The sequence below is a fragment of the Pseudomonas sp. L5B5 genome (assembly GCF_020520285.1).
Classification (GTDB): Bacteria; Pseudomonadota; Gammaproteobacteria; order Pseudomonadales; family Pseudomonadaceae; genus Aquipseudomonas.
On the sequence record NZ_CP084742.1, the window covers coordinates 997,670 to 1,019,287 of the forward strand.

At 55.8% G+C, this 21,618-nt stretch carries 27 protein-coding genes and 1 pseudogene; 25 read left to right on the plus strand and 3 right to left on the minus strand.

From position 1 onward, the window contains the following. The first annotated feature begins 38 nt into the window (after positions 1 to 38). A complete protein-coding gene (locus LGQ10_RS04430; protein ID WP_226524831.1) occupies positions 39 to 1,109 on the plus strand; it encodes an alkene reductase in 1,071 nt (356 codons plus the stop codon). A gap of 33 nt (positions 1,110 to 1,142) precedes the next feature. Here the strand turns inward: LGQ10_RS04430 and LGQ10_RS04435 are convergent, their stop codons facing one another. Next, positions 1,143 to 1,475 carry a helix-turn-helix transcriptional regulator gene (locus LGQ10_RS04435; RefSeq protein ID WP_174395471.1) on the minus strand — a complete coding sequence of 111 codons (333 nt, stop codon included), beginning with the start codon at positions 1,473 to 1,475 and terminating at the stop codon, positions 1,143 to 1,145. A 343-nt stretch (positions 1,476 to 1,818) separates the two neighbouring features. Between LGQ10_RS04435 and LGQ10_RS04440 the strand changes: the two genes are divergently transcribed. The 10 genes from LGQ10_RS04440 (at position 1,819) to LGQ10_RS04485 (ending at position 9,273) form a co-directional block, all read left to right on the plus strand. Then, on the plus strand, positions 1,819 to 2,568 hold the full coding sequence (locus tag LGQ10_RS04440) for a hypothetical protein (RefSeq protein ID WP_174395456.1): 750 nt from the start codon (positions 1,819 to 1,821) through the stop codon (positions 2,566 to 2,568). Between the two features lie 115 nt (positions 2,569 to 2,683). Further along, entirely contained in the window at positions 2,684 to 2,914 is a 231-nt protein-coding gene (locus LGQ10_RS04445; protein ID WP_174395455.1) for an AlpA family transcriptional regulator, read from the plus strand. 4 nt (positions 2,915 to 2,918) lie between these two features. Then, positions 2,919 to 3,746 carry a ParA family protein gene (locus tag LGQ10_RS04450; protein ID WP_174395454.1) on the plus strand — a complete coding sequence of 276 codons (828 nt, stop codon included), beginning with the start codon at positions 2,919 to 2,921 and terminating at the stop codon, positions 3,744 to 3,746. A 99-nt stretch (positions 3,747 to 3,845) separates the two neighbouring features. Next, on the plus strand, positions 3,846 to 4,055 hold the full coding sequence (locus tag LGQ10_RS04455) for a hypothetical protein (protein ID WP_183000264.1): 210 nt from the start codon (positions 3,846 to 3,848) through the stop codon (positions 4,053 to 4,055). Between the two features lie 14 nt (positions 4,056 to 4,069). Next, the gene (locus LGQ10_RS04460; protein WP_174395453.1) at positions 4,070 to 5,638 is read left to right on the plus strand and encodes a ParB family protein; all 1,569 of its coding nucleotides are present in this window, start codon (positions 4,070 to 4,072) and stop codon (positions 5,636 to 5,638) included. Beyond that, positions 5,635 to 6,183 (plus strand): DUF2857 domain-containing protein, encoded by a 549-nt coding sequence (locus LGQ10_RS04465; RefSeq protein ID WP_174395452.1) that lies wholly within the window; start codon positions 5,635 to 5,637, stop codon positions 6,181 to 6,183. Before LGQ10_RS04460 ends, LGQ10_RS04465 begins: the two co-directional genes overlap by 4 nt. Next, positions 6,180 to 7,370 (plus strand): STY4528 family pathogenicity island replication protein, encoded by a 1,191-nt coding sequence (locus tag LGQ10_RS04470; RefSeq protein WP_174395451.1) that lies wholly within the window; start codon positions 6,180 to 6,182, stop codon positions 7,368 to 7,370. The genes LGQ10_RS04465 and LGQ10_RS04470 overlap by 4 nt, the downstream gene beginning before the upstream one ends. Before the next feature lie 222 nt (positions 7,371 to 7,592). After that, positions 7,593 to 8,348 carry a PFL_4669 family integrating conjugative element protein gene (locus LGQ10_RS04475; RefSeq protein WP_174395450.1) on the plus strand — a complete coding sequence of 252 codons (756 nt, stop codon included), beginning with the start codon at positions 7,593 to 7,595 and terminating at the stop codon, positions 8,346 to 8,348. Next, positions 8,345 to 8,857, plus strand: a complete 513-nt coding sequence (locus LGQ10_RS04480) for a DUF3158 family protein (protein WP_174395449.1) — start codon at positions 8,345 to 8,347, stop codon at positions 8,855 to 8,857. Before LGQ10_RS04475 ends, LGQ10_RS04480 begins: the two co-directional genes overlap by 4 nt. Before the next feature lie 2 nt (positions 8,858 to 8,859). Next, entirely contained in the window at positions 8,860 to 9,273 is a 414-nt protein-coding gene (locus tag LGQ10_RS04485; RefSeq protein WP_174395448.1) for a single-stranded DNA-binding protein, read from the plus strand. Between the two features lie 266 nt (positions 9,274 to 9,539). On the opposite strand, the gene LGQ10_RS04490 is transcribed toward LGQ10_RS04485, so the two are convergent. Further along, entirely contained in the window at positions 9,540 to 9,797 is a 258-nt protein-coding gene (locus LGQ10_RS04490; protein WP_174395447.1) for a hypothetical protein, read from the minus strand. Positions 9,798 to 10,006: 209 nt separating this feature from the next. On the opposite strand from LGQ10_RS04490, the gene LGQ10_RS04495 reads away from it, so the two are divergent. From LGQ10_RS04495 to LGQ10_RS04560, 14 genes and pseudogenes are all read left to right on the plus strand, one after another. After that, positions 10,007 to 10,348: a helix-turn-helix domain-containing protein gene (locus LGQ10_RS04495; protein ID WP_174395446.1), complete on the plus strand. Its 342-nt coding sequence runs from the start codon at positions 10,007 to 10,009 to the stop codon at positions 10,346 to 10,348. A gap of 899 nt (positions 10,349 to 11,247) precedes the next feature. Continuing rightward, a complete protein-coding gene (locus LGQ10_RS04500; protein WP_174395445.1) occupies positions 11,248 to 11,829 on the plus strand; it encodes an STY4534 family ICE replication protein in 582 nt (193 codons plus the stop codon). A gap of 69 nt (positions 11,830 to 11,898) precedes the next feature. Then, entirely contained in the window at positions 11,899 to 12,156 is a 258-nt protein-coding gene (locus tag LGQ10_RS04505; RefSeq protein WP_174395444.1) for a hypothetical protein, read from the plus strand. Positions 12,157 to 12,257: 101 nt separating this feature from the next. After that, positions 12,258 to 12,752, plus strand: a complete 495-nt coding sequence (gene radC, locus LGQ10_RS04510; RefSeq protein WP_174395443.1) for a RadC family protein — start codon at positions 12,258 to 12,260, stop codon at positions 12,750 to 12,752. Positions 12,753 to 12,804: 52 nt separating this feature from the next. Further along, positions 12,805 to 13,458, plus strand: coding sequence for an ABC transporter substrate-binding protein (locus LGQ10_RS04515; RefSeq protein WP_226524832.1), 654 nt, complete (start codon positions 12,805 to 12,807; stop codon positions 13,456 to 13,458). 96 nt (positions 13,459 to 13,554) lie between these two features. Next, entirely contained in the window at positions 13,555 to 14,496 is a 942-nt protein-coding gene (locus tag LGQ10_RS04520) for an IS110 family transposase (RefSeq protein WP_174395442.1), read from the plus strand. A gap of 17 nt (positions 14,497 to 14,513) precedes the next feature. Beyond that, positions 14,514 to 14,663: pseudogene (locus LGQ10_RS04525) on the plus strand (ABC transporter substrate-binding protein); the annotation flags it as partial. A gap of 106 nt (positions 14,664 to 14,769) precedes the next feature. Further along, complete coding sequence (locus LGQ10_RS04530) at positions 14,770 to 15,312, plus strand: PilL N-terminal domain-containing protein (RefSeq protein WP_174395441.1); 543 nt, start codon at positions 14,770 to 14,772, stop codon at positions 15,310 to 15,312. After that, positions 15,309 to 15,986: a chemotaxis protein gene (locus tag LGQ10_RS04535; RefSeq protein ID WP_174395440.1), complete on the plus strand. Its 678-nt coding sequence runs from the start codon at positions 15,309 to 15,311 to the stop codon at positions 15,984 to 15,986. The genes LGQ10_RS04530 and LGQ10_RS04535 overlap by 4 nt, the downstream gene beginning before the upstream one ends. A gap of 9 nt (positions 15,987 to 15,995) precedes the next feature. Then, positions 15,996 to 16,709: a TIGR03759 family integrating conjugative element protein gene (locus LGQ10_RS04540; protein ID WP_174395439.1), complete on the plus strand. Its 714-nt coding sequence runs from the start codon at positions 15,996 to 15,998 to the stop codon at positions 16,707 to 16,709. Further along, positions 16,691 to 17,239 (plus strand): lytic transglycosylase, encoded by a 549-nt coding sequence (locus LGQ10_RS04545; protein WP_174395438.1) that lies wholly within the window; start codon positions 16,691 to 16,693, stop codon positions 17,237 to 17,239. The genes LGQ10_RS04540 and LGQ10_RS04545 overlap by 19 nt, the downstream gene beginning before the upstream one ends. Continuing rightward, on the plus strand, positions 17,236 to 17,751 hold the full coding sequence (locus LGQ10_RS04550; protein WP_174395437.1) for an integrating conjugative element protein: 516 nt from the start codon (positions 17,236 to 17,238) through the stop codon (positions 17,749 to 17,751). Before LGQ10_RS04545 ends, LGQ10_RS04550 begins: the two co-directional genes overlap by 4 nt. A 9-nt stretch (positions 17,752 to 17,760) precedes the next feature. Continuing rightward, positions 17,761 to 19,866, plus strand: coding sequence for a type IV conjugative transfer system coupling protein TraD (gene traD, locus LGQ10_RS04555; RefSeq protein WP_174395436.1), 2,106 nt, complete (start codon positions 17,761 to 17,763; stop codon positions 19,864 to 19,866). Positions 19,867 to 19,956: 90 nt separating this feature from the next. Continuing rightward, positions 19,957 to 20,688, plus strand: a complete 732-nt coding sequence (locus LGQ10_RS04560; protein ID WP_174395435.1) for a TIGR03747 family integrating conjugative element membrane protein — start codon at positions 19,957 to 19,959, stop codon at positions 20,686 to 20,688. Positions 20,689 to 20,964: 276 nt separating this feature from the next. Here LGQ10_RS04560 and LGQ10_RS04565 read toward each other — a convergent pair whose 3' ends face one another. Further along, positions 20,965 to 21,336 carry a histone-like nucleoid-structuring protein, MvaT/MvaU family gene (locus tag LGQ10_RS04565; protein ID WP_174395434.1) on the minus strand — a complete coding sequence of 124 codons (372 nt, stop codon included), beginning with the start codon at positions 21,334 to 21,336 and terminating at the stop codon, positions 20,965 to 20,967. Positions 21,337 to 21,618: the final 282 nt, after the last annotated feature.

Sequence of the window (21,618 nt, forward strand, 5' to 3'; positions counted from 1 at the left end):
ACAATCACGACTCACATTCCAGACCTACGAGAGACATCATGACCACGAGCAATTTCAACCTGCTCACGTCCCCTGCACAAATCGGCACCCTCTCCCTGAAAAACCATATGGTCATGGCCCCTTTAACGCGAAGCCGGGCCGGTGAAGGCGATGCTCCGACGCCCACCGTGGTCGAGTATTACCGGCAACGTGCGGGCGCCGGCCTTATCATCACCGAGGGGTCTCAGGTCTCAGCGCAAGGCAAAGGCTATATACGGACGCCGGGCATCTTTACTACCGAGCAAATCGAGGGTTGGAAACAAGTGACCGACGCTGTTCATGCAGAAGGTGGACGGATTTTCCTGCAACTCTGGCATGTCGGGCGCCTGTCCCACTCCCTGGTACAGCTCAATAACGAGCTGCCGGTGGCCCCTTCAGCGATCAAGGCGGATGGCGAGATTTACACGTCTGACGGACTGAAATCTTACGAGTTACCACGGGCTCTGACTCTGGATGAAATTCCTGACGTGATCGCTGACTTTCGCCAAGGTGCTGAGAACGCGAAACGCGCTGGATTCGACGGTGCGGAAATCCACGGGGCAAACGGTTACTTGATCGACCAGTTCCTGCGTGATGGCACCAATAGCCGCACGGACGTCTACGGCGGTTCTGTAGAAAACCGCGCGCGTTTTCTCAAGGAGGTCGTGGAGTCGGTCATCGAAGTCTTTGGGATCAGCCGCGTGGGCGTTCGCCTGTCGCCAATCTTCAATTACTTCTCCATGAGCGACAGCGATCCCCAAGCGACTTTCAACTATGTGGCGAATATGCTCAGGCGCTATGGGCTGGCCTACGTTCACGTGGTGGAGCTTGGCGCAGGAGCGTTCAATTTCAGAGACCTTAAGCGTCGTTTCGGCGGCCGTTACATCGCCAATGGTGGCTACGCCGCGCAACGCGCTGAAAAGGCACTGAGTTCAGGGGATGCAGATCTGGTGTCGTTTGGCACGGCGTTCCTGGCCAACCCGGATCTGGTCGAGCGATTCAAACAGGGTTCAGCCCTGAACGAAGCCGACCCCGCGACGTTCTACCAAGGTGAAGAGCGCGGTTACACCGACTATCCAACTCTGGCGTAATCCCGGTAGCTGCCACGGGCAACGTAACTCGGGCTAAGAAGCACCTCGGATAAACGCGTCGTGTGGATCCTGGGCTGACTCGGCCAAGCGAGCGACGTAATGACGGGGTGCGCACTTCATGAGGCGTTTGAAAGCAGTGCTGAAAGCGCTGTCCGATTCGTAGCCGACGGACAGCACGATAGCCGATATCGAGTCGTTGGTGTGGGCCAGTTTTTCAGCCGCGAGCAGCATTCGCCACTGACCCAAGTAATCCATCGGAGAGGCGCCGACCTTCGCCTTGAACTTGAGCGCAAAAACCGAGCGTGACAGGCCGGCATACTTGGCGAGCGCGTGTAGCGTCCAGCGCTGAGCGGGCGATTCATAGATAGCTACAAAGCGTTATCGATTTCAAACCAAATAAGAACTTGCTGCGCGACATTCGCTAAATCGCATTGGGACGTGAACGCATTACGAAAACGAAGGTCTTCACGTTAGATTCATTGTCGCGGTTTGCTGATAAACCAACCCGAGATGAGATCCCGCCCATCTGCCTGGGACGAAGCCATCAACAAAGAAAAATGCAATTTATTCAGTGCAGAGTAAATGGAATGACCTCATCGAGTAAAAAGTCCGAATAAAACAGCCACTGCCAGCAATTTTTCTAGCAGGTAGGCGATGTAGAGATGTTTCGCGAGAGGCCTATCCATCTGGAATGGAGGTCCGTTCGCACATGCATCAGAACAGCTTTAATCCGCAAGCTAAAACCTTCTATAGGCCCATTGACGCAGCATTGCGTTGGTGTAATCTCGTTTGTTTCGAAACGCAAATCCTGCAGACTGCTGCGCCCGGCCTTGAAAGACTCAGCGCTATATTTCCCCAGTGGCCATGCCTTCAAACCAATACCGAAAAAATCTATGACGCCATCCGCAATGGCGAATTACCCTATGGCTGCTTCGGTATTTCGGTGCCCTTGGGCACCCCCGTAGAGCCCGCTCTGCTGACGGTACGACACACTGATCTACGCCATTGGATGCAGATCTACTACCCCGATCAAAGGCCAAGCTTTCTGTTCGAGTCGAACGACGACCCTCGAGACAAAATCAGCCTAGGTGTTTACTTTGCACTTCAGGCCGAGCGTGATGCCCTACTTCGAGAGCGCGATGCTCTGCAACGTCAGCTCCAAGATGTCGAAACTGACCTTCAGGCACTGGGGCTTGAACAGGAAAGCCTTAAAATGCTGGTTAAAACGCAGGGACAACTAAGCCAACGCAGTGAACACACCTATCTGCAGATCATCGGAGCCTTGGTTAACACAGTTTTGGACGTATCGCCCGCTGGAAAGCCTCTTTCCGTTTTCAAGAGTCAAGCCGCAATCGTCGATGCTTTGACCGCGCACTACAATGATATTCCCGGCCTCAGCAAACGAACGCTGGATGAAAAGTTCGCAGCAGCCAATCGCGCGCTCAAAAAAAACATCTGAACCCAATCATTGCACTGCAATGCGCTCGATTGCGGTGCAATGACTCTACCCCATTTCTGCTATTCACTTCAGGTCACATCCCATCACGCGCCAGGCGGCGCTAGGAGTGACCAGCATGTCCAGCTCATCCGCTCAGCTCACTGATAACCCTCCACCAACGGTCGAGCGCCATATCATGCGCCGCGATGAAGTCGAGCGGAAAACCGGTTTTAAGCGTGCACACATCTACAATTTGATGAAGGAAGGCAAATTCCCTCAGGCCAAACGCATCGGAATGCGCGCGGTCGGCTGGGACTCGCTGGAGATCGAGCGGTGGATCGTTGAGCGCCTAGGTCAACAGGCCTAATGCCATGCGTGTGGTATCGGTAGTTTCCACCAAAGGTGGAGTAGGTAAAACCACTGTAGCCGCTAATCTTGGTGGTCTGCTGGCAGATGCTGGCTTGCGCGTTCTACTGCTCGATATGGATAGCCAACCCACCCTCTCCAGCTACTACTCCTTTGGCCAGAGAGCAGTCGCTGGTGCCTACGAGCTCATTGCATTCAATGAAACAACACCTACGCAGATTATTTCGCGTACTGTAATTACAAGGCTAGACCTGATCATCTCCAACGACGATCAAGGCCGACTGAGCACCTTGCTGCTACATGCCCCTGACGGACGTTTACGACTGCGCAATCTGGTCGACAATTTCCGTCTCAATTATGACGTGCTCTTAATCGACACTCAGGGCGCACGCAGCGTGTTGCTGGAGATGGCCATACTGGCTTCTGACCTCGCCCTCTCTCCCATCACTCCGGAAATGCTCGCCGCCCGCGAACTGCACCGCGGTACTTTGAAGCTGATGAGAGAACTCGAGCCGTTCCGTCACCTGGGCATTCCACTACCCTCTTTGCGATTGCTACTGAACCAGGTGAATACCATTCGATTGGACACACGGATGATCATCTGTGGTCTTCGCAATACCCTCGCTGAGGCTACCAACACCTCGGTTTTAGACACTGTAATTCCCGACCGGGTGGCCTACCTCAATGCAGCCACGCTCAGCTTGCCCGTTCACCGGATTGATTCGCGCCAGACACGTCAACGACGCTCACCATCAGCGCTGGAAACCATGCAGGCACTGGCCATCGAGTTGTTTCCGGAATGGCGCGAAGCGATCTCTAAGGTGACCGGGTGAGAGGGGTTTGATGAAGCGAATCAACCAGCCAGCATTTCTCACTCAATCATTGGGTTTGATCAACCTTAAGGCCAACAGTCGTTGGCTAGGAGTCTTCTGATGTTGGATCAACTGCCCATCATCGCTCCACGCTCTACTCAACCACACCACCCGCCTTGCGAGGAGTATTGCACCGTAGTCTTTCGCCTGCAGGGTGAGCGCTCAGCCATGGGGTGGTTCCTCGCGGAGCTTTCCCGACACTTCGAAAGCTCGGGTACTGCCGAGACCATCCAGTTCGAGGTCGGTGACCATTTGCGCAATCGGCGTTAACGGGGGTTGTTCAGATGAAGAAGCTCAGTCAGGAGCAGATCACCGACAAGCTGCACCAGGACCACTTTCCTCGAGGTCCAGAACTGGAGCGGTTGTCAGATCCACTTACTGACACGCCTATGTTGGTCACACTGGAGGAGCTGCGGCCCTACGAACACAACCCACGCTTCATTCGTAACCCGCTTTATGACGATATCAAGGCATCGATCCGTGAACGCGGGCTGGATCAACCACCGCCGATTACCCGTCGCCCGGGCGAAACCTATTTCATAATCCGCAATGGAGGTAACACGCGCTTGGCGATTCTCGGCGAACTGTGGCAGGAAACCCGCGACGAGCGCTTCTTTCGCATTCATTGCCTGTTCCGCCCCTGGACCAATGAAGTCAACACCCTGCTCGGCCATCTGGCCGAAAGCGACCTGCACGGCCAACTCACCTTTATCGAACGAGCTCTGGCCGTGGCCAAACTCAAAACGATGCTTGAACCGGATGGAGCTGCCCTATCGCAACGAGAGCTGGCAAGACGTCTTGCCGCCGGAGGCTATCCAATTTCGCAGACGCACATCAGCCGAATGCTCGACACCCTTGAACACCTACTGCCCGCCATTCCACAAGTCCTGTATGCCGGGTTGGGTAAGCCCCAGATCGAACGCCTGATCGCTCTGCGTAGCCAAGCGCAACGAACCTGGAACCGCTATCCAACCGACACCCTAGCGTTCGCCGAGTTTTGGGTAGAGACCCTGGGCAACTTCGATGCTGACCCTGAATCCTTAGATCTTGAGCAGATCCAAGACGAACTGCTCGAGCGCATGAGCCGCTTGCTCGGACAGTCCTACCGTATGTTGGCCCTGGAACTGAACGATACCCAACGAGTGATCTCGACGCCTGGCGTTGAGAACAGCCATCCGCCAAGCGTTGATGAAGCCGCGGCAGGCTCCCCTTCCTCCGAGCCCCGCCTCCAACCCACAGAGACCAGAACCCGGGCTGAAACTGCGCGGGAGGAACTGCTCACAGCACCCGAAGCGAATGCTGTATCAGCAATCAGTCCTCCGTCACGCATTCAACAGATTCGCGAACAGATCAATCGCGAGACAGCCACCGAAGCAGCATCGCTCATCGAAGCCTGCACGACCGACGACATCTGGGTCATTGCACCAGCACTGGATAGCCCCGAACAACTGCGTTTAGCCATCGCCAAACTGGCGCGGGAAATGGCGGCCTATGCCGGACATCCAGAGAGCATCATCGATCAGCCGCTTGGCCTGGGCTTCGCTCTGGACATCGAACGGCTTGATTTCGCTGCACCAAGAGCGACCGGCGTTCACCTAATGCTCCTGGCTCTGTTGCGCGCTCAAGATGACGTGAATTGGGACGATCGCAAGCAACTACCCTCAGCCCTGTTCGGGCAACTGTTGCTGGGGGTTTACCAAGTCCCCCTGCTAGACCGTCCCGTCATCGATGTAGGTCTCGAACGATTGCCCGACAGTTTGTTAATCAAACTGTATCGTCTCATCCGCTTGGCCCGCCGCTTGATCGACTTAACGCTTGCCCCTGAAGACAACTCACCGGAGGAGCTGCCATGAGCCTCTCCTTTAACGTCCTCAACCAGGCCATGCTGACCCAGGTGCTGCATGAGCTGCGCCTGGGTAACCTGCAACGCTGCAAGGCACTTGGACTGAGTGAGGACGACATCTATCTGTTGCAATCCTTACCGCCCACCACGCTGTCACACCTGGCCCATGCCACTGTGTCTTGGGTCGAGATCAAGATCGACTCGCCGGTACTACATCGGCTGATCGAGCAAGCCGAACGCGACGAGCAGAACGAACGGTTGATCAACCGAGCGCTCAAACTGGGTGCCAGCAGCACCATCATGTATCAATGCTTCGGCTTGGCGCATTCGGAAACCGCCTTGCGTCGCCGTCTGCTCAAGATAGAAACCCGCAAGGGTCGGCCTCAGAACTTGAGTGAAGCCCAGGAACATGCACTCTGGCAGCGATGGTGCCAACTACGCGCTCAAGACGGTACCGAGGATCAGCTCGACGCCATGATGATGCTGGCCGAAGAACAACAGATCAGCTTGACCATCGTGTGGCAGCAAGTTGACCAGTACAGCGATGGAACATGAACACCGCCCCTTCCTCTCGCTGGCAACGTGTCCTGCAGCAATGTACCCAGCAACTGAGTGAGCGTTGGCCCGCACGCCCCGCCACTGAACATCCCTCCAACCAGGCACTACAAGCTGGTTTTCTGTTCAGCGGCCAGTCACACGAAGTCGTGCCGCGTCGGTTGCTTTTGGATAATCGGCTGACGCCGCTGGAGCGTAATGCCTGGCAAGTGTTTCGACTGATGCTCCAGGGCCAGGGCATGGTCACGCCACGCTACGAGGATTTACAGCCTTACCTGTCGAGCGTGCCCTACAGCGTATCAGCCTCTCGTGAAACCATTGCTCGGGTGTTGACGATGCTCAGGTTGACGCGTTGGCTCAGTTTGGTGAGTCGCGGGCGCGATCAGCTCAGCGGACGCCTTCAAGGTTCTCTGTACGTTCTGCACGATGAGCCGTTAACTCCCGCCGAGGCCATGGAACTGGATCAGGATTACCTAGAGCTGGTCGGACATGCCCTCGGTCATGCGACCAAGGCCGTGCGCATTGTTGCTCAGCACGCTGTGGAAGAAATCCGTCGGGACACGAACATTGATCGGGATCGGTTACCGACTCGGCTCGACGGTTGGGGCGAACATTGGACACAGCAAGGATTGGATCAGGCCACGCATACCACTCTGCACGATTCCGAACTGGGGGAGGATCACTGCGTTCGGAATCGTGCAGGCCCTCGTTCGGATTCCGAACCGGGACTGAACACCAATGTTTCCGGCACCGTTCGGAATCCGAACGCCGCCGGTACTGTATTAAAAGAAAGTATTTGTACTGTACCGCGCGCGACCCCAGCGGTGGATAACCTGCTCTGGCCCACTCAACTGCACCTGAGCCCAAGCGAGCGTCAGGCCGTCGCTGTGGCGCTGAATAAGCTCAAATCTGCAGATCGGCAGGCGGTGCTCAACGAAGCGGGGGCACGCTGTACAGCAGGAAGTGTCCGCAAGCCCGCGGCCTATCTGATGGGACTGATCCAGCGGGCGCTGAAAGGCGACTTTCATCCTTGGGCAGGTCAGGCCGAACCGGTATCCATTGCAGAATCACCCTCACCTCCCCCCTCGCGACCATCTCGACAACAGGGCGAACCCGCTTCTGCCGTTGCCCAAGCCTGCCTGAATGAGCTGCGTCAACTGCGCGGCAAGCGCGGTGGAAGTCAGTAGATTTGATGCCAGTGGCATCAAATCCATGGAGTTCCAATCGACGAACACGTCGGACCAAACTATGAAATTTTTAGGGAACAATAGGGGAATCCTTCCCATGAAGATAGACGTCAGTTATTAGCCCCTTTTCACCAAACCGAACAGGCCGCATTCAGCTTTTTGGCTGCCCCTAACCCTCTTCTGTCGCAACGTTCCCGTCCAAGCTTTTGCGAGGACAATACCGTGGCCGATCACTACCAACTCAACCTGGGCTCGTTGCGCAGCAGCATCAGCCTGACCCTGCACACGCACCACGCCGCCCGAATCTGGCAAGGTCGAACTGCACGCGAAGGCGCTCACTCAATCATGGGGATGGCGGGCTACATCAGTGTCACCAACCTAATCAAACAAACCGCCGCCCAGGACGATCCCTATGCCGATTGGGCCATCGTACAGCTCGAAGAAAAACTGACGCAGGCCAAGAACGGGATGCTGGAACTGACCCAGCAGCTGGATCGAATCAGGCAGGACCTGCCGACCCAGATAGATATGAGTGACAACCTCAACATTCACCCCGTCACTTTGCCGTTGTACATCGGCAGCCAGCTGGGTTTTCTGGCGGTCTACCTGCTGACCGACTACGACACCCTGGTACGCCGGACCCTATTGGCCCATCACACCGCGTTGATCGGTCGCAGGGACATGGAAGCCTGGATCGACGACGGTGCTCACTTGCTGCGCAGCTTGTTCGGCCAGGCGCAGCGTTATCGAAATGCCGGCGTCACCCGCGATGACATGGCGACCAACAACGCACGCGCCCTGGCGGCCATCGAGAAATTTGGACTCCCCCCCACGGACATCCTTGAAGGACATCACCGCTCCCAGTTTGCGCCGCCGATCATTCGTCAGGGAGCGATACCAGTAGATGCCCCTAACGACTCAGCCGAAGACCAGGGAGAGTCCTTTGTAACAGTGGAAGTACCGGAGGACGATGCATGAATCCCCTGCTCCCAGTTCAACCCATCGCTTTCGAAGTGCTGACACAGGATGCCTATCGACAACTCGAACACGCTGCCTCCCTAAAAGGCCTTTTAAGGCCCTTTAAGGGTAAGGGGGAGTTGGAGTACCTGGCGCAAATAGCGAAGGAGATCGAGGCGCAGTTACGTCATCTGATGGAGGTTTCCGTGCGGCAGGCAGCCCAGCCCCCTTTCTCACTGCTGAACATTCGATTGGTGTTGCAGAACACCAGCGCAGGCAGCAGTTTTTTGCGTTGGCGCACCCGTGATTTTACCCGCATGGGGGTTACGGTCTGGGAGCGCCAAGTCTCCCACAAAGCCTTGTCACAGGCCGTACGCGAGGGATTGCAGCGAATCGAATGCGACCGCATTGCTCTGAACTTACAGATGAGTGTGGTGCATTCACTTTACCGCCAGGCCACGACCTGCGCGATCAAAATGGGCAGTGCCGAGCAGCTACTGCGCCAGTTCAAAACAGCAGTGGAGGTATGACAATGAGCACTTTTTTTGTCGGCGAAGGCAACATCGGCAGTGCGCCAGAATTCCAGGAGTTTGCCTCAGGCAATGACGAACCTCGATGCTTGTTGAGGCTGAATGTGTACTTCGACAACCCAGTACCGCGTGATGGTAGCTATGAAGACCGAGGTGGTTACTGGGCGCCGGTCGAGCTCTGGCACCGGGACGCCGAACACTGGAGCACGCTGTACCAGAAAGGCATGCGAGTGCTGGTCGAGGGCCGCACGGTGCGGGATGAGTGGGAGGACAGTGAAGAAAACACAAGGGTGACCTTCAAGATCGAAGCGCGCCGAGTTGGAATCCTGCCTCACCGGGTGCTCAGCACGGTCATGAAGGAACGCCCTGTTAAACAAACGAGCCCCGAAAAAACCGATGACCAAAGCACAGCTTGACGCAATTTCGGCATAAAAAATGCCGCCTTTCGTGAACCTTCAGGACGGTGGTCACTTACCTTTCGTGTTGATCCGTCCTGCCTCCCAAGCAACAACGTGAAGAACAAACAGCTCATTGCGTTTTTAGCCGATGCCGAAACGAAAACAACCTCTATTTAGGTACTTTAGGTTCCGAATCAATCTCTCCAATGAAAGTGCAGCTGTACGCTGCCTGGAGGACGTGCCAAATCACCGCTTCAGCGCCCAAAGACAACATTCAACCTCGGTCAGTGCACCATCAGTGGCAACAGACCTCCCTCTAACTCGGTTAGGGGCTGTCCGACCTCTCGGGCCAAGGCAACGCCCGTCGCCATCCAGATTTGCCCCAACTCATTGAAAGCCTGCAGGTGGGCTGGATGTTCGTTGAGCCAATGGACAAGGCTGTTGAAGTGCTCAGGATTTTCAGGGAAATCATGAATGCTGATGAACAACTCCATTGTCCTGTCCCAAATCTCATCCGTACCGTTTTTACTCTTCTCTTCCATGCGCAGCGTTTCCTCTGATTCACCTAATCAACTCATCCATTCTCACTGACCATCCCGACCACTAAATCCCTGGGGAATCGAAGCAGCGTCGCGATGAACGGATATTTCAGTCATGATAACAACCCAAAGAGTCGATACTCAACCTTAAAGGATGTTCATGTCAGCGAGTCTTTGCTCAACCATTCGGGTTGAACTGGAGAACTCAACCTTTGGCACATAGACATCCAACCCAAGTCCAAATCGGACGCATGATCGCGAAGCACCGAACCGAGCGTAATCTGACTCAGGAAGAAGTTGCGGAGCGGATGGGAATCGGCAGTGAAGCCATATCGCGACTGGAGCGGGGTGTGGTGGAGTTGTCCGTTATCAAGCTGATGCAACTGGCGGAAATTTTCGACTGCCGAATGGACGAGCTGCTCACCGAGTCAAGCAATCGCCCCATCGATCAAGCCAACATGATCTCCGGTCTGTTGAGTGACCTGAAGGAAAACGACCGTGCCTTTATCCTGGCCACGGTGGAGCAATTGGCCGCTCATCTCGGCAGCAAGTAACCCTTTTTACTGCCATTTGATCCAGGGAGTGCTACGGGCTTCTTTACCTTGACGTCGCCCCGCCTTCCTTGCTGTAGTACCCTTGGATCATCGCCAACGGCGGCCCAAGACCGACTCGCTCCGGGTAGCTCGGTCGGACTCCCTGAGTTCGGAGCCCTCTCCTCTAGAGAGTTTTATTCCTATTTGTGCTCGACCAGGTCGGGGTGGCGGATGACCCCTGTTGCCTCTAACAGGCAATAGCGGTCATCCGCTGCGGCGACCGCCTTCAGTCCCGGCGCCCACCGGGGAAACACTGGGCACCCTTTGTGCGCGGATGCGTGCCAGCAGCTTTCGATCCAGGCCACGACAAGGGTCGGTTGGTGACTCATGGCGCAGTTAAACCAAGTTTTACGAGGCACTTGTCGACTGCGTCTGACCACCAAAGGTGGCTGTTATCTTCCTCGCCTGGCTCACCGCCAGGCCCACTCTTCACTTTCTTCTGTCCACCAACTGCCATTGTATTCTGGCCATAAAAAATCGAGTTACAGCGCCTTGACGCCCCCCTGTGACGGGCATATACAAAGAGCATGGTTCGCTGTCGTTGACAGCCCAGCCCAGGTAGCTTGAACCTTCAAGGCTACGCCACTTATGTGGTGGTTTACCCCAAGTACGACCAGCGTTCGGAAGCTCGTACGATTGCTGCTTCGGCGGTGATGAATGCCCCCTACTCCAGACCTTCGGATCCATCGCAGACGCTCCTCTGCTGCGCTGCTATTCCCCAGACGCATCACGCTCATCATCACCGGCTTACCGGTGGTGAATAGTTCACTGCGCGTCTTCACCTTCCCCACCCTGACGGGGGCTCACCTCCCCGCCAGGGACCGTGCGTCACCGTTTTCCCTTGAAACAGGAGAACCACCATGGCCCACGCTAACCAATCCCCAGAAGCGACCACTTACTTCAACCTGCACACCGTCGGCATCGGCTACCTCAACCGCGTTCGCGAGGTACAAGTGCGCCGCGGCCAGCCGTTCATGGCCTGTGATATCTCAGCCCTACACGGCGCTTCCAACGCCGTGGAATACACCCGCTTCGATTGCAAAGTCGCTGGGGGTGAAGCTGAACGCTTGATCCGACTCTACAAAGACGCCGTCAACGCCGAGAAAAAAGTCTTGTTGTCATTCCGTATCGGCGATCTGTGGATCGATCCCTTTCTCTACGAGAAAGGCGATAAGCAAGGTCAGCCGGGCGCCGGCCTGAAGGGCCGTTTGCTGTTCATCGACTGGATCAAGGTCAATGGCACCTTCGAATACAAAGCGCCCGCCAGGCAGGAGGCAACAGCACCTGCTGAGCCAGCGCCCATCAGTGAGTCCTCTTCATCGTCGGCTAACACCGACGCTGAGGAGATCGAAACGCCAACACAGACTCGACTCGAGTCCGTCTCCCCACCCGTTGCAGGTACAACTTGCGGTGACGCTACACGTACCGTTCAGTCCGCCTGAACAGTTCACGATGTTCCTCAGCAAGGCGCTCCTTAGAGCGCCTTTTCCAATCTACACTGGGGGCCCCTCATGGAATCCTTCTGGCTTTGCGACGACTGCCTGTTCGGTGCCGCTTACGAGGATTACAGCACGTTATCGCTCTATCACTCGGAACATGAAATCGAGCAGCGCATTGCCGCGATACATCATGGCCTGATGCAGTTAATGCCCATCAGCGCCGACTTCAACTTAGACGCAGGCTGGGGCATAAAAGCCTTTTCCTCATTACCCTGCGATAGCTGTGGTTCGTTACTACATGGCCAACGCCACCGTTTCACTCGCCTGTAAACAGAACGTCATCGGCTAACACGCACGACTCCACACCCACCCTGGGGGGACCACTCCCATCAGGGCGTGTACCCCTGATTTCCCCCATCAGAGGTACCACCATGAGCTCCTCACACCCACAGATTGAGACCTCGGACTTCGAAGCTGATCGCATTACCCAAGAAAATGGACTGATCGACGAAGCCCTGCATATTTTGGATCGTCGACTGTTTGCCCAAGGCCCAGACCTAACGTCACCCGACACGGTCGCTGCATATCTAAAACTGCAACTGGCACCGCAGGAACATGAAGTGTTCGCGGTGATTTTCCTCGATGCCAAACACCGCGTCTCGGCGTTCGAAGTCCTCTTTCACGGCAGCATTGATAGCACCAGTGTTTACCCCCGCCAAGTCGTTAAACGCTCCCTGGTTCATAACGCCGCGGCCGCCATTCTTGTTCACAACCACCCTTCCGGTTGTACGGAGCCTAGCCTGGCAGATCGTGCTTTAACCGCACGGCTGAAAGACGCCTTGGCCTTGGTCGAAGTACGGGTGCTGGATCACTTCATCGTAGGCAAAGGTCGTCCGTTCTCCCTGGCCGAACATGGCTGGCTTTAACCCTCAAAGGCGCCGAATGGCGCCTTGTTCATTTTCATTCTGGAGACTTCACATGAACCCTCTCCCGCAAGCAGTAACTCCGCAGCCAAGCTCAAACCCATTTGCACGCGGTTACGACCACTTTCAGATCGAACAGCTGTTACTGATCACCTATGAAAACGACTGCCCTCCCTGCTTTCGCCCCGTACACGACTCACAAGCCCATCTGCCTGATGATGCCCTGCAACAGTACACGTGCTTGTTTAATGACGATTTCGCCTTAATCAGTGAAGGCCAATCCATTCCGGATGAGTTGGATGAGCAGTGCGAATCTACGGGACTGGTACGGCAGGTGATCTACGCCGTGAGGGGCGAAATGTTCAACCAGTGGCATCACGTCGGCGACTTGTACTCCCTGGAAGAAGCCCAAGCCATGGTCCACCGCTTACGCTTCGAAACAGGTCACTACAGTCGAGCCTGGGAAATCAGCACCGCACACCTCACTGAAGAAACGGTGCGCTACTTGGGACGCCGGGCTGGCAGCTTGGGCAGCAGACCAACCGGCCTGCTGTTCGAGCCCTTTACCTTGAGCGACTGCCATGGCGTCGGGTGTAAGTTGATCGGCACACCCTGGGCTGACGATAACCTGTTAACGATCGAGGGCCGCCCTTGTAAGCTAATTTCTACCTGCCTCAGATCGCGGTGCCCTCGGATTTCGAGATCGTGAGTGAGCATGGGTCGAGGCAGGTTCCTTCCTAAATTAGTCCGAACGGTTGCCTGGGCTTAAAGCCCGATTCTGCAAGGTTGGACAGGGGAAATCACCATGAACCAAGACTCTGCACTTGTCGGAATTGATGTTTCCAAGAGCACGCTGGATTCATTTGTCAGCACGACTGGTCAGGTCGAGCAGTTTCTTAACACGCATGACGATATTCAGCGTTTAACCAAATATCTCAAGGCACAGACACCAGCTTTGGTGGTGCTGGAGGCAACAGGCGGATTCGAGCGGCTAGCCGCCGCTGAGCTATCCGCTTCTGGTTTACCGGTTGTTATTGTCAACCCTCGGCAGGTCCGTGATTTTGCGAAGGCTACAGGCCAACTGGCAAAAACTGATGCACTGGATGCTCGGATCATTGCCGAGTTTGCCCAAGCAGTTAAGCCCGCTATTCGCGAACTTGCGGATGAACATGCTCGTGAGTTGGCAGATCTGCTGGTACGACGTCGTCAAATCATCGACATGCTGGTGGCGGAACAGTCGCGTTTGAAGCAAGCAGTGTTTAAAGCACTTCAACAGGACATCAAGGCGCATGTTGTGTGGTTGCAGAAGCGACTTAAAAATACCGATGATGATTTACACGATGCAATCAAGGCTTCCCCGATCTGGAAGGCTAACTATGACTTATTGCGTGAAGTGAAAGGTGTCGGTGACGTGCTCGCGCTTTCGTTGTTAGCGATGCTGCCTGAGCTAGGCAAGGTCAATCGCAAGCAGGTAGCTGCGTTGGTAGGTGTGGCTCCTTACAACTGCGATAGCGGTATCTTTAAGGGCCGCAGGCGGATCTGGGGTGGTCGAGCCGAACTAAGAAGTGTGTTGTACATGGCAACTCTGTCCTCAAAGCTCCATAACCCCGTGATAGAACAGTTTTATAACCATTTGTTGGCTGCTGGGAAGAGCAAGAAAGTGGCCTTGGTTGCCTGCATGAGAAAGCTGCTGACGATTCTGAATGCCATGATCCGCGATCAGAAACACTTCGCTGAAATGGCTTGAAGTTCGACACGGTTGCTTACTCATGGCTGAGGCAAGAGCAACTCGACGCTGGCACACCAGAAGCCTTGGTCAACGTACTGTATCTCGCGGCACTGGCAGATGTGCGATTGTTGATCTTCGATCCTGATGCTGCTGTCTTGGATGGACTCGCCATTTTTGATGAGTAGTCACGTGTTCGGCGTAAACACGACCCGTCTTGAATCAACTTTCTCACTGATCCGCTCCATAACCTCATGTCAGGTTCTGCACTGAATCTGACATGAGGTTTGTTCCATGGAGCGTTTTTTCACACTTATCTGCCTGCTGAGTTTGCTTAGCGCCTGCGCCGCGCAAATCCCCACACCATTGCCGAGCGATCCGCAAATCGACACTGGCGCCAAGGGTGCCCGGCTCTCGGGAGACAATGGCAAAGCACATCACCCGGCAGAACTCCGCTATGGCCGCTACACGTTAGTCAGCACCGAGGCCACCCCGGAACAACGCGACCTTCTCTCTCAAATTATCGACGTCAGTGTGCCCTCCAACCTGAGTTCTTCAGTACAGGATGCAATGCACTACGTGTTGCAGCGCTCAGGTTATTCGCTCTGTCCTGCCGCCGGGACCGTGACAACGCTTTTTACTCGCCCCCTGCCTGCCGCTCACTACCGGCTTGGACCAATCCCATTACGCAGCGCGCTGCAAGTACTCGCAGGCCCCGCCTGGCAACTCACTACCGAAGACGTCAGCCGCTCAGTTTGCTTCGAACAACAGAAACCTGAGCACGGCATCGCATCGCCTGCCCCTGCTTCAACTCACCAGTCGGAGGCTCGCCGATGAAGGCCTCAACCTTTCAAACCCTCATCGTAGGATTGCTTTGCCTGGCAGTCGCCAGCCTGAGCGCTGGCGTGTTCAACCAGCATCGGCACATGACCGAGCTGCAGAGCACCGCCACGCAATACCGACAGACCCTGGACACCCTGCAACATGATTCAAACACCCTAAAAGACGCCCAGGAGAAGCTGCAGTACGCGGTGAAAGACTTGAAACAAATGGTCGATAGCGGCGAGCAACAGGCCAACACCCTCGATCCGATGCTGAATCAATGGGTCCAGGAAATACAGGAGCTGCGCGACGGTCTGACAACCCGTGCGACTGAGGCAGACCTGGCGGCATTAAGCACACGCGTTGAGCACGTCGAACTAAAACTCATCGACATCAAGCCTCAGCCATCGTCCCTACCACCAACACCGCTACCTGCGGAGATCAAACCCAGAAAAACAGATCGCACCAAGCCCGTCCCTCTATCACCTCCGTTCTCAGTGTTGAGTGTCGAGTCCCGCGGTGGCGAGAGCTTTCTAGCAGTTGCACCTCATCACTCTCGCTCGCTCACGGATGTTCGACTGCTCCATAGCGGCGAACAGCTCGGAACCTGGCAACTGAAAACACTGGAACCGAACTCAGCCGTCTTCGCGGTGGCCGCTCAGCCAGACCAGACCGTGTATTGGCCTTGAGAGGCGATCATGAACAGAGCGCCACTCCTCTCCATCGTCTGTCTCGTGTCGTTGTTGAGTGCAGGTGCTGCGGTAGGGAGTCCCCTCACGACACGGTCACAGTTCCAGGACACGCAGCCTGCCCCCCTGAGACGCTCTGACTCCAGGCAGGCCCCAAACTGGGGTCTAACTGAGCAGGAATGGACACGCTTCGAACAGATCCAAGCAGGCCCCCGCGGTTTTTGGAGCCCAAACCTCGATCCACTGACCACACTCGGAGTCGAGGCCGAGACTGACCAAGAGCGCCAGCGCTATGCCGAGTTGCAAGTAGCGTTAGAAGCCAAACGCGCCGAGCGCGAGTTTGCCTATCAGAACGCTTACACCGCGGCCTGGGCCAAGCTGTTTCCGGGACTGCTGCCGATTCAGGGCATGGCATCCCCGACCAGCTCGCCGGTCGTGCCACGCCAAGCACTGTTTGTGGAAGATCGCTGTTCAGCGTGCATTGCCAAAGCGCAGAGCTTGCAAAGCAGCAACACGGCTTTCGACATCTACCTGGTGGGCAGTCAAGGCGAGGATGAGCTCGTTCTCAGCTGGGCTCGGCAAGCAGACATTGATCCTGCCAAGGTTCAGCGCCGGCAAATAACCTTGAACCATGACCGTGGACGTTGGTTCAGCCTGGGTGCCCCGGGGCCCTTGCCAGCCACATTTCAACAGGTGAATGGCCAATGGCAACGACTCGACTGAATGGGATTGCGCTGATGTTAGTGATGCTAGCGGTTCAGGCAGAGGAGCTCCCGCCGCCGGCCTACCAACTGGCGGCACATGAGGCCGGTATACCTTCGGCCGTACTGTTCGCGATTACCCTACAGGAAAGCGGTACCCGGGTCCGTGACCAACTGCTGCCATGGCCGTGGACGCTGAACATTGCTGGAATGCCCTATCGCTTTACGACGCAACAAGCCGCCTGTCATGCACTGCTGCTGGCTCTCACGCAGTATGGCGCCAAGCGAGTCGATGCCGGACTTGGACAAACCAACCTGGGCTACCACGGACACCGCTTTTCCAGTCCTTGTGAGGCCCTAGACCCCTACCAAAATCTCGCCGTTACCGCTGCCCTGCTGCAGGAGCATCACGCCGCTACCGGTGACTGGGTATCCGCTGCAGGACGCTATCACCGACCCGCAGGGGGAGCGCCAGCTGCGCGCTACCGCGCTGGTTTTTCCCGCCAACTTCAAAGGTTGTTGGTCTCCAGCAAACAGGGCACACCGCCATGAAGAGAATCCTCCTAACCTGTTGCTTCAGCCTCCTATCGGCACCTTTCGCCCAGGCGATGCCAATCGAGCCTGGGGATTCGGCTAGCCACCTCAGTCAACGCAATACTCCGGCAACAGCTTTGCCGACAGCTCACAAAGTTCCGGCTGATTTGCCCGCTAATGCGGACCTGTCCAAGTATGCCGATGATACTTGGGTATTGCCTGTTCACAGCGCCCTCCTGAGCCCCGGCCAGATCACATCTCGCGCCTTGAACATGCCGGGCTTGCAAGCATTTTTTCTGGTCGGTGACGATCGCCAGTCACTGACTTGGTTGCGTGAACGCGCAGCTGAACTACACGAACTGGGTGCCGCAGGCTTCGCCGTCGAAGTGGCCGACGCAGAGGCTTTAGCCCGGATTCGAGCACTTGCCCCCGGCGTTACCATCCTCCCGGTCAATGGTAACGACATCGCCACACGCCTGCAGATTGAACACTACCCCGTCTTGATCACCAGTACCTCGCTGGAACAGTGAGTCCATGTCATGGCCGAGCATGCGATGGAATCAAAGCTTCGGCCAGCAGTGGAGCTGTACACCGTCGCGATCTGCCTTGCAGCCGCCGTGTTGTGCCTGTACTCGCCCTGGGCCGTGGCCCTGTCACCCGAAATCGGTTTGGTGGCCGCGTTAGCTTATGCCCTGTTTGGCTTCATACGCCTGCGACAAGGCTGGGAGGTAGTGCGCTATCGGCACAACATCCGGCGGCTGCCCCGCTACGAACTGACCAGCCGGCAGATTCCGGTCAGCCGTAAATATCTATTCATGGGGCGCGGCTTTCGCTGGACGCGCCTGCATACCCAGCGCTTGGTCGAGGCTCAGGATCCGGCTGTCGCTCACTACGTCGACCAACCGACGCACTACCGCTTGGCCCGTGGACTCGAAAGACGCCTGGAACATGCGCCGTTTCCCCTGTCGACATTGGCGCGCGTCACCGCCTGGGATAACGCGTTCAACCCGTTGCGACCGTTACCACCGGTCGGTGGCTCAACGCTATTGCATGGGGTTGAGCCCGACGAAACGGTGGTCAGTCTGCCACTGGGCGAACGGGTCGGACACACCTTGGTGCTGGGCACGACGCGTGTTGGCAAAACGCGGCTCGCCGAGGTGTACATCACCCAAGACATACACCGCGTCGAACACGAGGTCGTGATCGTCTTTGATCCGAAAGGCGATGCCGACCTGCTCAAACGGATGTACGTCGAAGCCAAACGCGCCGGTCGGGAAAAGGAGTTTTATGTTTTCCATCTGGGCTGGCCGGAGATCTCCGCTCGCTACAACGCCGTGGGACGCTTCGGGCGTATCTCGGAGGTAGCATCGCGCATCGCCGGGCAGCTCAGTGGTGAAGGCAATTCCGCAGCCTTCCGCGAGTTTGCCTGGCGCTTCGTCAACATCATCGCTCGAGCGCTGATCGAGCTGGGCCGACGTCCGGACTACCTGCAGATCCAACGTCATGTGGTCAACATCGATGCGCTGTTCATCGAATACGCACAACAGTTTTTCGCCAAGAACGACTCGAAGGCCTGGGAAGTGATCGTCCAACTCGAGGGCAAGCTCACCGAGAAGAACATTCCCCGGCATATGGTTGGCCGTGAGCGGCGCGTGGTAGCCATCGAGCAATACTTGGCGGCGAAAAGAGTATTCGATCCAGTGCTGGATGGGCTGCGCTCTGCGGTACGGTATGACCGCACCTACTTCGACAAAATCGTCGCCTCGCTGCTGCCACTGCTGGAGAAACTCACCACCGGCAAAACCGCCCAGTTGCTGGCCCCCAACTACACCGACCTGGATGACCCGCGGCCGATCTTCGACTGGATGCAGATCATCCGCAAACGCGGCATTGTGTATGTCGGTCTGGACGCGCTGACCGATGCCGAGGTAGCCGCCGCGGTGGGCAACTCCATGTTCGCCGACTTGGTCTCCGTCGCAGGCCATATCTACAAACATGGCGTCGACCATGGACTGCCCCAATCAAGCAGCAACAGTGACAAGGTGCCGATCAACCTGCATGCCGATGAGTTCAACGAGTTGATGGGTGATGAATTCATCCCATTGATCAACAAAGGTGGCGGTGTCGGCATCCAGGTGACGGCTTACACCCAGACGCTTAGCGATATCGAAGCGCGCATTGGTAGCCGTGCCAAGGCCGGCCAGGTGATCGGTAATTTCAACACGCTGCAGATGCTCCGCGTGCGCGAGACCGCCACCGCGGAGCTGCTCACTCAGCAGTTACCGAAGGTGAACGTGCTCACCAGAACCCTGGTATCGGGCGCAACTGACACCTCTGACCCCGAAGCCAATACAGACTTCACGTCCTCCTCCCAGGACCGCGTCAGCAGCACCAGCGTGCCGTTGATTGAGCCCGCTCACATCGTCAGCTTGCCCAAGGGGCAAATGTTCTCCTTCCAGTCCGGTGGGCAGCTCTGGAAAGTCCGCATGCCCTTGCCTAAGCCGTCCAACGACGATGCCATGCCCAAAAACCTGCAGGAGCTCGCACACCGTATGCGCGCCACCTACAACGCGCAGGTGGGACAGTGGTGGACGGTCAACGGAGGCGGGCCAACAGAAAACTTCGATCTGGATCAGGTGGGGTAGCCCACCCCGCGATATTTTTTTTATTCAGTAGTACACGATCCAGAAAACGTCGTGACCACACGAATTCCGCTGCGCGCATGGAGGTGAACAATGGCGACACCCGCTCAGCACACCGTGCAACAGCCGATCCAGCGTCCAGGGTTGATCATCTCGGCGATCCGCTTAGTCCTACGCGTCATCGGCTTGTTGATGGCCTCATTGTTGTTCTCGATCCTGATCGAGTTCGCTGGCCTGCTGCTTTTCTGGGGAGACCAGGGCTGGCGGCATAGTCAGGCCATGCTGAGAAGTGAATTAAGTTGGCTTAGCGAGCACTTTAAATCTTCACTTCTTATCCAACAGCCTGGGCAAACAATTACCCACTGGCTGGATTTCCTCTATCAGTGGGTGCTGGTCAAAACAGGCTTTGCGGATTTTGCCCAGCAGGCGCGGGTTTCGAGCCAGGGCAACGGCTTCTGGAGCTGGATCAACCAGTTCTACGTACATATCGAGGACTTTGTACTGTCGGCGGTGTGTGTCACTTTCACCTTCGTGGTGCGCCTGACCATTCTGGTCCTGTCCGCCCCTCTGTTTCTGTTGGCCATGTTGACCGGTTTTGTTGATGGACTGATGCGCCGGGATCTACGTAAATTTGGCGCAGGGCGAGAAAGTAGCTTTGTCTACCATCGAGCGAAACGAGCCGTAATACCACTGCTGATCGTGCCGTGGGTTATTTACTTGTCCTTGCCCTTTTCGCTCAATCCCATGGCTGTGTTTGTTCCTTGTGCTGTGATGCTCGGCATCACTACGGCAATCACGGCAACCACATTCAAGAAGTATCTCTGATTCGGAAAAAATCCCTTTAAACATTCTGATGCCAGGATAGCGATCCAACGACCGAAAACTGATATTCCATATGAGTGCAAAAACTGCTAGAGATCATCCACTACTCCCACTATGAGCTAGAACATTAGGTGAAATGCAGTCGCCCAAGATTGCGGGAACATCAAGGATCTAAACACCAATTGAAACTGTTGCAGGATGGGCTCAAGACTTGCACCCTAGATGTATCATTCCCACCGAAAAAAGGACCTTTACAGGCCCTTTGTCATCAAACCGATCTTACTGAGTACGCCAGGAGTCGACAACATCCGCGCCAAACTCGACTTTCCATTCTTTCAGTTGCCGATGATTTCCGCCCTTGGTTTCGATTACCTCACCCGAGTTTGGATTCTTGTAGATCTTCACGTCTCTAGTCTTGCGGACTGCTTTTACGGGAAAAACTGCCGTGCCTGAGGTACGACGGCCAGCTTCCGGATCCAGAATGCTAATGATGTTCTTCAAGCTGAAGCCGTACTCACCAAGCAACGTCCGCAATTTACTCTCAAACTCCATCTCTTTTTTCAGGCCGGAATCACTTTTCATCGACTCAAGCTCTGCGAGCTGTTCAGCCAGTTGTTGCTCAAGCTTGCGAAATTCAGCCAAACGAGACATCTGAAATTTCCTTCAGGTTAGCGTAATTAAGAATGAACATTCTAATGCTAGGCGATGATTAGCTCCTCGTCACCTATGCTGGCCCTGAATTAACTTACGCACACATTGTCGTATGAACAACACACTATGATTGAGCTCAAAATTTTCTTCTGAGCATTTTTCTAACCAAATCGACTACTGATGTATGTGAGCAGACCTATTCGGCTCTCCCCAAAAAAAGCGATAGGTCCCACCTCGCGTTTAATGCTGAGTCATTCGACCTCTGACTTGATTCTGTTCCCA